Genomic DNA, 11,442 nt, shown 5'->3' with positions numbered 1-11,442 from the left:
CCTGCTCCGGGGCCGAACGGGTCGGCGCGGTCCGGGGCGGCGCGGCCGCCCTACCCGCGGGTAGGGCCACGGGTAGGGCGAGAGATTAGTCAGTTCACCGTTCGACGTCTACGGGTCGGCCGGCCCCGTCGGCGCCTTCCCCGGCGGGCTGTTCGGCGGCCAGCCCGGCGCGCAGCCGACCGAGTCCGGCGAGGGCGGCGACCACGCCGAGGACGCCGGCGGCCAGCGGCACCCAGTACCCGGCGGCGGCGCCGGAGGCGTCCACCACCCAGCCGCCGGCGGAAGAGCCGAAGGCGACGCCCACGGCCAGGCCGGTGGTGGTCCAGGCCATGCCCTCGGTGAGCTGTGCGGCCGGGACGAGCCGCTCCACCAGGGCCATCGCGGAGATCAGGGTGGGGGAGATGGCGAGGCCGGCGACCAGCAGGGCCGCGCCGGCGGCGACCAGTCCGCCGACACCGTGCACGTTGGAGGCGACGATCAGGATCGGGACCATGCTGAGCGCCATCATCACGACCCCCACGACGAAGCGGGTGGACAGCGGGCTCCTGAGCTTGAGCGCCCCGTAGACGATCCCGGCCAGGCCCGAACCGAGGGCCCAGACGGCGAGGACGACGCTGGAGAGCCCCTTGTGGCCCTGGGCGTCGGCGAAGGCGACGGTGACGATCTCGACCGAGCCGAAGATCGCCCCGGTGGCGACGAAGGTGAGCACCAGGACGACCAGGCCGCCGTTGAGGATGGCGCTGCCGCCGCTGCGCGCGGCGGCCGGGTGGACCGGCGGCTCGGTGCGGCGCTGGGCGGTGAACAGGGCGATGCCGACGGAGAGCGCGATGACGGCCACGAGCAGGCCGGCCTCGGGGAAGAGGTTGGTGGCCAGGCCGATCGCGACGATCGGGCCGACGATGAAGCAGACCTCGTCGACGACGGCCTCGAAGGAGTACGCGGTGTGCAGCTTGGCGGGCTCGTCGCGGTAGAGGTGGGCCCAGCGGGCGCGGACCATGGCGCCCGCGCTGGGCATCACGCCGAGCCCGATCGCGAAGACGAAGAGCATCCACGAGGGCGCGTGGAAGTGCGCGCTGAGCAGCAGTCCGGCCGCGGCGGCGACGGTGAGGGCGGTGGCCGGGAGGGCGACCCGGCGCTGCCCGCGCCGGTCGACCAGCCAGGAGACCGCCGGGCCGAGCGCCGCGGCGGCGATCGCCATGGACGCCTGGACCGCGCCCGCCAGCCCGTAGGACCCGGTCAGCTGGGACAGCATGGTCACGATGCCGATGCCGGCCATGGAGATCGGCAGGCGGGCTATGAACCCTGAGGACGAGAAGGCCAGGGTGCCCGGGGAGGCGAAGATCTGGCGGTAGCTGGACAGCACGGGGGAGCTCCGTGGGGTAAGGAACGAGGCTGGCCAACACAGCTTACGTACCTTGGCAAACAGTATTTTCCGGACACCTGCGTGGCCTCCGCGACGGTCTCCGGCCCCTCAATGGCAGGATCGGTGCCATGTCCGACGCGCGCAAACCCTCCTCCTCCGGCGCCGCCCCGTACGACGCCCTGCTGCTGCTGTCCTTCGGCGGGCCCGAGGGCCCCGAGGAGGTCGTCCCCTTCCTGGAGAACGTGACCCGCGGCCGCGGGATCCCCAAGGAGCGGCTGAAGGAGGTGGGCAAGCACTACTTCATGTTCGGCGGGGTCAGTCCGATCAACGAACAGAACCGCGAGCTGCTCGCCGCGCTGCGCAAGGACTTCGCCGAGCACGGCCTGGACCTGCCGGTGTACTGGGGCAACCGGAACTGGGCGCCCTACCTGGTCGACACCCTGCGGGAGCTGGCCGCCGACGGCCACCGGCGGATCGCCGTGCTCGCCACCAGCGCCTACGCCGGCTACTCGGGCTGCCGCCAGTACCGGGAGAACCTCGCCGACGCGCTGGCCACCCTGGCCGAGGAGGGCGGGCCCGCCCTGCGGGTCGACAAGCTGCGGCACTTCTACAACCACCCCGGCTTCGTCGAGCCGATGATCGACGCCACCCTGGCCGCGCTGGCCCGGCTGCCGGAGGCCGTCCGCGACGGCGCCCGGCTGGCGTTCACCACCCACTCCATCCCGGACACCATGGCCGAGGCCTCCGGGGCCCCGGACGACCCGGCCCGCGGCACACCGGGCGGGGCGTACGTCGCCCAGCACCTGGAGGTGGCCCGGCTGATCGTCGCCGCCGTCGCCGAGCGCACCGGCGTCGCCGACCGGCCCTGGCAGCTGGTGTTCCAGAGCCGCAGCGGGGCCCCGCACATCCCGTGGCTGGAACCGGACATCTGCGACCACCTGGAGGCGCAGCACGCCGAGGGCGCGCCGGCCGTGGTGATGGTCCCGATCGGCTTCGTCTCCGACCACATGGAGGTCAAGTACGACCTCGACACCGAAGCGGTGGCCAAGGCCGCCGAGCTCGGCCTGCCGGTGGCCCGCGCCGCCACCGTCGGCGCCGACCCGCGGTTCACCGCCGCCGTGCGCGAGCTGGTCCTGGAGCGGGCCGCGACCGAGCGCGGCGAGCCGGTGACCCGCTGCGCGCTCGGCGCGCTCGGTCCCAGCCACGACGTGTGCGCGGTGGCCTGCTGCCCCAATCCGCGCGCCCCGCGTCCGGCCGCCGCCGAGCGCTGACCGTCCGTCCCGCCGTACCGGAGGAGAATCCCGTGACCGCCCCCGCCCAGCCCGACGACCGGCTCCTCGACGACCTGCTGGACGTCGCCCTGGACGCGGCCCGGCAGGCCGGCGCCCTGCTGCGCGACGGCCGCCCCGCCGACCTCGGCGTCGCCGGCACCAAGAGCAGCCCGGTCGACGTGGTCACCGAGATGGACCTCGCCTCCGAGAAGCTCGTGCTGGAGCTGATCGGCGACCGCCGCCCGGCCGACGGCTACCTCGGCGAGGAGGGCGCCGAGCGGTCCGGCACCAGCGGGGTGCGCTGGGTCGTCGACCCGCTCGACGGCACCGTCAACTACCTGTACGGGCTGCCGTCCTGGGCGGTCAGCGTGGCCGCCGAGGTGGACGGCCGGGCGGTCGTCGGCGTGGTGTACGCGCCGGCCCGCGAGGAGCTGTTCCACGCCGTGCTGGGGCGCGGCGCCCGTCTGAACGGCCGCCCGCTCTCGACCCGCCCGGCCCCGCCGTGGGGCCAGGCGCTGATCGCCACCGGCTTCAACTACGTCCGGTCGGTGCGGGTGCGCCAGGCCGAGGTGCTGCTGGCGCTGATGCCCGAGGTGCGGGACGTCCGGCGGGGCGGGGCGGCCGCCGTCGACCTGTGCGACGTGGCCGCCGGGCGGCTGGACGGCTACTACGAGCGCGGCCTCGCCCCCTGGGACCGCGCGGCCGGCTGCCTGATCGCCGCCGAGGCCGGCGCCCTCACCGGCGGCCGTCCCGGGCACGGGCCGGACCGCGAGCTGACCGTGGCCGCCGCCCCCGGCGTGTACGAGCCGCTGCAGGAGCGCCTGGCCGCGCTGAGCGCTTGGGCGGACTGACCGGTTCCGGCCGGTGCCGGGCCGGAGACCCCGCTCCGGCTCGGCCGGCCCGTACGGCTCCGAATCGGCTCCGAATCGGCGCAGGACCGGCTCCGGGCCGGTGGAGGACCGGCTCCGGGCCGGCCCGGACATGCGAAGAGCCCTGACATACGGGGGATGCCAGGGCCTGGTTTTTCGCACGGCCCCCGCAGGGCCGCAGGTGCCGGAGGACCGGCGACGGGTCGGATCAGGCAGCGGTGCGGTGACGCTCCAGCACCGTGTCCACGCCGTGCTCGGCGGCGAGTCGGCGGAGGTCGTCCAGCTCGGACTGCTCCACCTCGGCGAGGAACTCGTCCCCGGCCTGGATCGCGCGGTGCAGGTCCTGCTCGGCGTTGGCTATGCGCTGCAGGATTCCGGCCTTGAAGGCGTCCATACGGGCCCCCTTACTGTGTCGGACGTGCACGGTCGTGCGTTCTCCGCCCCGAGGAGGTCCAGCCGGAAAATGCGCCCCGGCCGGCAGGTGGTGGCTCTCCGGTCAGGCGCGGAGACGGCCCTTCGGCCGCTCCCGGTGATGTCCCAGCCCCAGGGCCGGCGCGGATGAACGCACGGCGGGTGGGTGCGATCGACCAGGGGCCAGATCGCGGGTGTGCAGCTGTCCTCCCCGCCGAGGGGGCCGGGAAACCTCCCGGCGGAAGAAATTTGCCGGTGTCACAGTCCAACCGGAGTGGTGCTGACACGAACGGTCACCGGCGCGGCTCCGGGCGGGTTGCCCGAGTGGCAGCTTATCGCTGCTTTACCGCAGGACCAGGCAGGATGGAGGCACCGTCGGAGCCGCGCGTCCGCTTCCGGGGCCGGCCTGGAGAAGGGACAACGACCGTGCGGGTTCTCGTCGTCGAGGACGAGCAGCTGCTTGCCGAGGCCGTCGCGACCGGCCTGCGCCGCGAGGCGATGGCCGTCGACGTGGTGTACGACGGGGAGGCCGCGCTCCAGCGCATCGCGGTCAACGACTACGACGTGGTCGTCCTGGACCGCGACCTGCCGCTGGTCCACGGCGACGACGTCTGCCGCAAGGTGGTCGAGCAGGGCCTGGCGACCCGGGTGATCATGCTGACCGCCTCCGGCGACATCAGCGACCGCGTCGAGGGCCTGGAGATCGGTGCGGACGACTATCTTCCGAAGCCGTTCGCTTTCAGCGAACTCGTCGCCCGGGTAAGGGCGCTGGGCCGCCGTGCGACCGTTCCGCTGCCCCCGGTGCTGGAACGGGCCGGCATCTCGCTCGACCCCGGCCGGCGCGAGGTGATCCGCGAGGGACGCACCGTCCAGCTCGCCCCCAAGGAGTTCGCCGTCCTGGAGGTGCTGATGCGGGCCGGCGGAGCCGTCGTCTCCGCCGAGCAGCTGCTGGAGAAGGCCTGGGACGAGCACACCGACCCGTTCACCAACGTCGTGCGCGTCACCGTGATGACGCTGCGCCGCAAGCTCGGCGACCCGCCGGTGATCGTCACCGTGCCGGGCTCCGGCTACCGGATCTGACCGCCGGGATCCGCCGGACTCCTCCGCGAGGAGGGGCCCGACCCGGGATCCCACCACCCCGCGCCCGCCCCCGGCGGACGCCCCGAGAGGACGATCATGACCACCCCGCCCCCGGCCGGCGGGGCCTCCGGCGCGCCCGCCGGCGGCCCGCGCGCCGTCCCGCCCAAGCCCGTGCACCCGCCGCGCTCGGCCCGCTCCCAGCAGACCTACGTCCCCGGCGACGGCGTGCTCGCCTGGCTGCCCTTCCGCCCCACCATCCGGATGCGGCTCACCCTGCTCTACGGCGGGATGTTCCTGATGGCCGGCGTGGTGCTGCTGCTGGTCATGTACTTCTTCGTCCAGCAGGCGCTCCAGGAGGTCGGCCAGCCGCACCTGCAGCTCAACGGCCCGGGCATCTCGGTGCGGACCCCGGACAACCTCACCCTCACCACCCAGTCCGCACTCGACCAGTGGCTGAACGACTACAAGTCCTTCCAGGCCAGCCAGGCGCTCAACACCCTGCTGCGCAAGCTGCTCACCGTCCTCGTCTGCCTCGCCGTGATCGCCTTCGCGGCCGGCTACGCGATGGCGGGCCGAGTGCTGCGCCCGCTCGGCCGGATCACCCGCACCGCCCGCGACGTCGCCTCCTCCGACCTGCACCGACGGATCGAGCTGGACGGCCCGGACGACGAGCTCAAGGAGCTCGCCGACACCTTCGACGACATGCTGGACCGGCTGGACCGCTCCTTCGACTCCCAACGCCGCTTCGTCGCCAACGCCTCGCACGAGCTGCGCACCCCGCTGGCGATCAACCGGACCCTGCTGGAGGTCCAGCTCTCCGACCCGGCCGCCTCGCCCGACCTGCAGCAGCTCGGCAAGACCCTGCTGGCCACCAACGAGCGCAGCGAGCAGCTGGTCGAGGGCCTGCTGCTGCTCGCCCGCAGTGAGAACGAGCTGACCGACCGCCGCCCGGTGGAACTGGCCGAGGTGGCCGCCCGGGCGCTGGAGCAGATCAGGGCCGAGGCGGACAAGCGCGAGGTCGAGCTGCGCTCGAAGCTCGATCCGGCGGTAGTCGCGGGCAACGGCGTGCTGCTGGAGCGGCTCGCGCTCAACCTGCTGCAGAACGCCATCCGGTACAACACCGCGGGCGGCTGGGTCGAGCTGTCCACCGCCGCGGTGCCGGGCGGCGGCGAGCTGGTGGTCTCCAACACCGGCCCGGTGGTGCCGGGCTACGAGCTGGAGCACATCTTCGAGCCGTTCCGCCGGATCAAGGGCGCCGACCGCACCCGCAGCGACAAGGGCGTCGGGCTCGGCCTGTCCATCGTCCGCTCCGTGGTGCGCGCCCACGGCGGCACCGTCGAGGCCACCCCACGCTCCGGCGGGGGCCTCACCATGCGGGTTCGCATCCCCTCGCCGTAGCGCCGACCGCCCCCGCTCCGTGGGCGACCGTTCCCAGCCGCCCCCGTCAGGCCGTCAAGACGACATAAGGCCTGGCGGGGGCGGCTTGTCATTTCCGGCCCGAGCAACTTACGGTGTCGTAACCTACGCAACCGTAAGTGCGTCGGTCGGCGCCGCCCGCCGACGTCCGCACGACGACTGCCCGCCCAACGCGCCCGTCCCGCGCGTGCCGTCCCCCAGGAGCAAGACCGTGACCATCGCCCCTGTGCAGAGCAGCGCCTCGCTCGGATCGAGCGGCTGGACCGACGCGCGGCTGATCCTGGCCCTCGAAGAGGTCGTGGAGAAGGAGCTCAACCGCCACCTGGGCGTCGCCAAGGAGTGGATGCCGCACGAGTTCGTGCCGTGGAGCCAGGGCCGCGACTTCGACGGCGTGCTGGGCGGCGAGGCCTGGTCGATCGAGCAGTCCCAGGTGACCGCGCTGGGCCGGGTCTCGCTGGTGGTGAACCTGCTGACCGAGGACAACCTCCCCAGCTACCACCACGAGATCGCGACCATGTTCGGCCGCGAGGGCGCCTGGGGCACCTGGGTGCACCGCTGGACGGCCGAGGAGGGGCGCCACGGCATAGCGATCCGCGACTTCCTGCTCGCCACCCGGGCCGTCGACCCGGTGGAGCTGGAGCGGGCCCGGATGAACCACATGTCCGAGGGCTTCGAGTCCGACAACGCGCACAGCATGCTGCACTCGGTGGCGTACGTGGCCTTCCAGGAGCTCGCCACCCGCATCGCGCACCGCAACACCGGCAAGTACGCCGGCGACCCGCTGTGCGAGCAGCTCCTGGCGAAGATCGCCAACGACGAGAACCTGCACATGGTCTTCTACCGGAACCTGCTGAAGGCCGCCCTGGAGATCGCCCCGGACCAGGCCATGCGGGCCATCGCCGACGTGGTCACCGGCTTCCGGATGCCCGGGCACGGGATCCCCGGCTTCGAGCGCGCCGCCGCCCAGATCGCCCTCGGCGGGGTGTACAACCTGCGCATCCACCACGACGACGTGCTGCAGCCGGTGCTGCGCAAGCTCAAGGTGATGGAGATCGACGGCCTGGGGCCCGAGGGCGTGCTGGCGCAGAACGAGCTGGGCGTCTTCCTGGAGGGGCTGGACACGCAGGCGCGGAAGTTCGAGGAGCGCCAGGCCGCGTTGCTCGCCCGCCGGGCGGCCCGCCGCGGCGCCGAGTAGGGCGCCGCGCGGAGCGGTCGGAGTGGGTGGATTTTCCGTGGTTTGCCCCGGAAGATTCTGAACGTGACCAAGCTCACACCGTGTCGCTCCACGCCGTCGGGCAACCCCGGAGAGTGATCACCCGTCCGGGGGTGTCGATTGCGGTCCGTGATCGAATTCCGGCCCCGGGCGGGTCCGCCGGATCGGTCACCGTCCCTGGTGGGCACGGGATTCTCTGAGCATCCGCCTCCCCGGTGCTCACTGTGCGTGGTCGGGTTGCCGGGCCTGTAGAGGGGTGGTGATGGCCCAGCGTGAGGCCTTCGCCGAGCGCGAGGATCACCCCGATGGAGGCCCGGCTGAGTGTCGATTGAGTAACAGGGCTTGAAGTAAGGCAAAATCTCCGCCTCGGGTCGGGCACAAGACCGACCCCCCATGCGTTACGTGCGCTGGAGATACCGCACACACCGCACAACCCGGAGGGGGAGAGCGAAAAATGGCAACCGACTACGACACCCCACGCAAGACCGACGATGACGTCAACGAGGACAGCATCGAGGAACTCAAGGCTCGGCGGAACGACAAGGGCACCAGCTCCGTCGACGTCGACGAGTTCGAGGCGGCCGAGGGCTTGGAGCTCCCCGGCGCCGACCTCTCGAACGAGGAGCTCGCCGTCCGCGTCCTGCCGAAGCAGGCCGACGAGTTCACCTGCATGAGCTGCTTCCTGGTGCACCACCGCAGCCAGCTCTACAGCGAGAAGAACGGCAACCCGATCTGCCGGGACTGCGGCGCCTGAGCACCGCGGCGGTCAGGGCCCGGTGCCCGCGGCTCCCGCGGGACCGGCACACCGCTCCTTCCGGCCCCGGGCAGCGGGGCCGGACGGCAGTTCCGCGGGCGGTCCGTCCGGACGACCCCGGCAGGACGGAGCCGGCCGACGCGTCGGCCGGCACAAAGTCGTAGGGACGGTCCCGCAGCAGCGGAACCGTCCCTCTCCGTTTTTCCCGGCTCTCTCCCCGGGCCCTCAGGTGCTCCGGGGCCGGGGGCTCCCGTGCAGCGCGCCCTCAGGTACGGGCGCCGCGCCGGGCCTCCTCCAGCGCCTCCGCCAGCTTCATCGGCGAGCGGGTCGACAGGTACAGGTACGGCGTCGGGTCGGCCGGATCGCTCACCTCGACCCGCAACGCCGTCGGGACGTAGCTGCGCAGCAGCATGAAGGCGCGCGGATCGGCCTTCGGGCCGCGCCAGGCCGTCGCCTCGGCGGGGCTCAGCGCCTGCGCGCTGCCGAGCGCGTCCACCGGGATCCGGGCCGGTCCGGCCACCAGCGAGCCCTGGACCACGCGGATCCGGGCCGAGCCGTAACTGCTGACCGCGACGGCGCCGGCGGCGATGCCGACCACCAGCCCGACCAGCGCGGCCGGGCCGCTGACCCGAATCAGGATCAGCGCGAGCGTGAGGCCCACCGCGACCGGGAGCAGCCACCAGGAGCGCGGCACCGTGAGGCGTTCGTCGTACATGCCCCCATTGTGGGCGCCCTGACGCCCGGCACGGGACGCCACCCCCACCGGAGGCCTTGCTACCCCTGGGTAGGGTTGGGCGGCGTGACCGGTACGACTGCCCCCGACACCCCCACCGACCGGCCGGCGCCCGCGATGCCGCCGACCCCGACCACCCCGCCGCCGGACGCCGTCCTGCCGGAGCGCGCCCCCGGGGCGCCCGCTCCCGGCACCCGGCTCGGCTCCCACTACGAGCACTGCTTCGGCTGCGGCCCGCAGCACCCCGGAGGCCTGCGGATCGACGCGATCGCCGGCGAAGGACTCGACGTCACCGCCGAGTTCACCGTCCGGGACGTCCACCAGGGCGGCCCCGGCCTGGCTCACGGCGGCGTGCTGACCTCGGCCATGGACGAGACCCTCGGCACGCTCAACTGGCTGTTGCAGGCCCCCGCCGTGACCGGCCGGCTGGAGACCGACTTCCTCTCCCCGGTGCCCGTCGACTCGGTGCTGCACCTGCGCGCCTGGATCACCGGCGTGCACGGGCGCAAGATCTACAGCGCCGCCGAGGCGCGCATCGGCGGCCCGCACGGACCGGTCGCGGTCCGTGCGCAGGCCCTCTTCATCCAGGTGAAGCTGGAACACTTCACCACGCACGGTCGTCCCGAGGACATCGAGAAGGTCCTCGACGACCCGGATCTGATGAAGCGCGCACGAGCCTTTGAGGTGAACCCTTGAGCGATACCCCCCGCCCGCAGCTGGACGTCCTGATCAAGCGCATCGACCCCGAGCTGCCGCTGCCCGCGTACGCGCAGCCCGGGGACGCCGGTGCCGATCTGCGCACCACCGTCGACGCCGAGCTGGCCCCGGGGGAGCGGGCGGTCCTGCCCACCGGCATCGCCGTCGCCCTCCCGGACGGCTACGCGGCCTTCGTCCACCCCCGGTCCGGGCTGGCAGCTCGTTGCGGAGTTGCTCTCGTGAACGCCCCGGGGACGGTCGATGCCGGGTACCGTGGAGAGATCAAGGTGATCGTCGTCAATCTGGACCCGCGCGAGGGGGTCAGCTTCCGCCGAGGGGACCGGATCGCCCAGTTGGTGATCCAGCAGGTCGAGAAGGCCCGCTTCCACGAGGTGACGGAGCTGCCTGGGTCGGCACGCGCCGAGGGCGGGTTCGGGTCGACCGGTGGCCACGCCGCGGTCTAGCATTCCCGCGGCCTCGCAGGAAGCCGAGCAGGTATTCGCATCGGTCTTGGACCGGGAAGGACAGTGACCGTGTTCCGTCGTCGCCAGAAGAGCGAGGACGCTGTCGAGCAGCTCGCCGACGACGCCATCAGCGCCGACGAGACGGCCGATGACGTCGAAGGTTCCGCCGAGAGCGAGAACGTGACCGAGCTGGACCCGGCCGACAGGGTCGGCCTGCCGCCGGCCCCGCGGCCGGACGGTCCGTGGGACCACTCCGAGCTGGAGAACCCCGAGGAGGGACGAGTCGACCTCGGGGGTCTGCTGGTCCCCGGCGTCGAGGGCATGGAGCTGCGCGTCGAGGTCGCCGGTGACGCGATCGTCGCGGCGACCCTCGTGCTCGGCAACAGCGCCATCCAGCTCCAGGCCTTCGCGGCCCCCAAGTCCGAGGGCATCTGGGGGGAGGTCCGGGAGGAGATCGCCAACGGCATCACCTCGCAGGGCGGCCTCATCGAGGAGGAGGAGGGCCCGCTCGGCTGGCACCTCCGCGCCCAGGTCCCGGTGCAGCTGCCGGACGGCACCCAGGGTGTGCAGCTCGTACGGTTCGTCGGCTGCGACGGCCCGCGCTGGTTCCTGCGCGGTGTGATCTCGGGCCAGGCGGCGGTGCAGCCGGAGATGGCCGGGATCCTGGAGCAGGTCTTCCGGCAGACGGTCGTCGTGCGCGGCGAAGCCCCCATGGCGCCCCGCGACCCGATCGTGCTGAAGCTCCCCGAGGACGCCCAGATGGTGGCCGACGGTGGCGGGGCGGCCGCTACCGCCGGCGAGGGTGACAGCCGTTTCGGCGGCACCTCGCTCGACCCGTTTGCCCGCGGCCCGGAGATCACCGAGGTCCGCTGACGGCTTGATCGCCCCCGTCCGGGAGCCCCGGACGGGGGCGATTTGCATGGGGCGGGCCGGTGCCCGTACAGTTCCGGAGTCGCCGCGGGAGACCGGGGCGACAGAGCGGAAAGCGAATCCGACGAAGGAAACTCCGGGAAAACGGAGCGGAAATCGTCTGATAAGCTGGGAACACGAAAGAACGAAGCCCGGAGGGCCCGCTGAAAGGCGGCTCGAAGGAAGCGTCCGTTCCTTGAGAACTCAACAGCGTGCCAAAAGTCAACGCCAGATATGTTGACATCCCCGGCCTCGGTCGTTTG

General features: G+C 72.7%; 11 protein-coding genes and 1 pseudogene. 9 read left to right on the top strand and 3 right to left on the bottom strand.

Annotated features, from left to right (window positions below; genetic code table 11):
• Positions 1 to 94: 94 nt before the first annotated feature.
• A complete protein-coding gene (locus tag ACZ6Y7_RS30855; RefSeq protein WP_465761237.1) occupies positions 95 to 1,363 on the bottom strand; it encodes an MFS transporter in 1,269 nt (422 codons plus the stop codon).
• Between the two features lie 128 nt (positions 1,364 to 1,491).
• Here ACZ6Y7_RS30855 and ACZ6Y7_RS30850 point away from each other — a divergent pair, with 128 nt between their 5' ends.
• The gene (locus ACZ6Y7_RS30850; RefSeq protein ID WP_465761236.1) at positions 1,492 to 2,634 is read left to right on the top strand and encodes a ferrochelatase; all 1,143 of its coding nucleotides are present in this window, start codon (positions 1,492 to 1,494) and stop codon (positions 2,632 to 2,634) included.
• A gap of 32 nt (positions 2,635 to 2,666) precedes the next feature.
• On the top strand, positions 2,667 to 3,485 hold the full coding sequence (locus tag ACZ6Y7_RS30845) for an inositol monophosphatase family protein (RefSeq protein ID WP_465761235.1): 819 nt from the start codon (positions 2,667 to 2,669) through the stop codon (positions 3,483 to 3,485).
• Between the two features lie 226 nt (positions 3,486 to 3,711).
• Here ACZ6Y7_RS30845 and ACZ6Y7_RS30840 read toward each other — a convergent pair whose 3' ends face one another.
• Complete coding sequence (locus ACZ6Y7_RS30840) at positions 3,712 to 3,897, bottom strand: hypothetical protein (RefSeq protein ID WP_402223232.1); 186 nt, start codon at positions 3,895 to 3,897, stop codon at positions 3,712 to 3,714.
• 443 nt (positions 3,898 to 4,340) lie between these two features.
• Between ACZ6Y7_RS30840 and ACZ6Y7_RS30835 the strand changes: the two genes are divergently transcribed.
• The 4 genes from ACZ6Y7_RS30835 to ACZ6Y7_RS30820 all read left to right on the top strand — a co-directional run bounded on the left by ACZ6Y7_RS30835 (position 4,341) and on the right by ACZ6Y7_RS30820 (position 8,377).
• Positions 4,341 to 4,994 carry a response regulator transcription factor gene (locus ACZ6Y7_RS30835; RefSeq protein ID WP_063349384.1) on the top strand — a complete coding sequence of 218 codons (654 nt, stop codon included), beginning with the start codon at positions 4,341 to 4,343 and terminating at the stop codon, positions 4,992 to 4,994.
• 96 nt (positions 4,995 to 5,090) lie between these two features.
• Complete coding sequence (locus ACZ6Y7_RS30830) at positions 5,091 to 6,392, top strand: sensor histidine kinase (RefSeq protein ID WP_465761234.1); 1,302 nt, start codon at positions 5,091 to 5,093, stop codon at positions 6,390 to 6,392.
• A gap of 229 nt (positions 6,393 to 6,621) precedes the next feature.
• Positions 6,622 to 7,605 carry an acyl-ACP desaturase gene (locus ACZ6Y7_RS30825; protein WP_465761233.1) on the top strand — a complete coding sequence of 328 codons (984 nt, stop codon included), beginning with the start codon at positions 6,622 to 6,624 and terminating at the stop codon, positions 7,603 to 7,605.
• A gap of 472 nt (positions 7,606 to 8,077) precedes the next feature.
• Positions 8,078 to 8,377, top strand: coding sequence for a DUF4193 domain-containing protein (locus ACZ6Y7_RS30820; RefSeq protein ID WP_402223227.1), 300 nt, complete (start codon positions 8,078 to 8,080; stop codon positions 8,375 to 8,377).
• Positions 8,378 to 8,642: 265 nt separating this feature from the next.
• Here ACZ6Y7_RS30820 and ACZ6Y7_RS30815 read toward each other — a convergent pair whose 3' ends face one another.
• A complete protein-coding gene (locus ACZ6Y7_RS30815) occupies positions 8,643 to 9,092 on the bottom strand; it encodes a DUF3093 domain-containing protein (RefSeq protein WP_465761232.1) in 450 nt (149 codons plus the stop codon).
• Between the two features lie 135 nt (positions 9,093 to 9,227).
• Between ACZ6Y7_RS30815 and ACZ6Y7_RS30810 the strand changes: the two genes are divergently transcribed.
• From ACZ6Y7_RS30810 to ACZ6Y7_RS30800, 3 genes and pseudogenes are all read left to right on the top strand, one after another.
• Positions 9,228 to 9,806, top strand: coding sequence for a PaaI family thioesterase (locus ACZ6Y7_RS30810; protein WP_465761321.1), 579 nt, complete (start codon positions 9,228 to 9,230; stop codon positions 9,804 to 9,806).
• A pseudogene (gene dut, locus ACZ6Y7_RS30805) lies at positions 9,803 to 10,337 on the top strand (dUTP diphosphatase). Before ACZ6Y7_RS30810 ends, dut begins: the two are co-directional and overlap by 4 nt.
• A 2-nt stretch (positions 10,338 to 10,339) precedes the next feature.
• The gene (locus ACZ6Y7_RS30800; protein WP_465761231.1) at positions 10,340 to 11,143 is read left to right on the top strand and encodes a DUF3710 domain-containing protein; all 804 of its coding nucleotides are present in this window, start codon (positions 10,340 to 10,342) and stop codon (positions 11,141 to 11,143) included.
• Positions 11,144 to 11,442 lie beyond the last annotated feature (299 nt).

This window comes from Kitasatospora sp. NPDC053308, from assembly GCF_055585785.1.
The sequence above is the reverse complement of the archived record's forward strand: the minus strand, read 5'-3'. Positions and strand labels throughout refer to the sequence as shown.

Excerpts from the sequence above, each read along its gene's own strand:
- ACZ6Y7_RS30850 (WP_465761236.1), top strand. The coding sequence starts at position 1,492 with ATGTCCGACGCGCGCAAACCCTCCTCCTCCGGCGCCGCCCCGTACGAC.
- ACZ6Y7_RS30840 (WP_402223232.1), bottom strand. The coding sequence starts at position 3,897 with ATGGACGCCTTCAAGGCCGGAATCCTGCAGCGCATAGCCAACGCCGAG.
- ACZ6Y7_RS30830 (WP_465761234.1), top strand. The coding sequence starts at position 5,091 with ATGACCACCCCGCCCCCGGCCGGCGGGGCCTCCGGCGCGCCCGCCGGC.
- ACZ6Y7_RS30820 (WP_402223227.1), top strand. The coding sequence starts at position 8,078 with ATGGCAACCGACTACGACACCCCACGCAAGACCGACGATGACGTCAAC.
- ACZ6Y7_RS30815 (WP_465761232.1), bottom strand. The coding sequence starts at position 9,092 with ATGTACGACGAACGCCTCACGGTGCCGCGCTCCTGGTGGCTGCTCCCG.
- ACZ6Y7_RS30810 (WP_465761321.1), top strand. The coding sequence starts at position 9,228 with ATGCCGCCGACCCCGACCACCCCGCCGCCGGACGCCGTCCTGCCGGAG.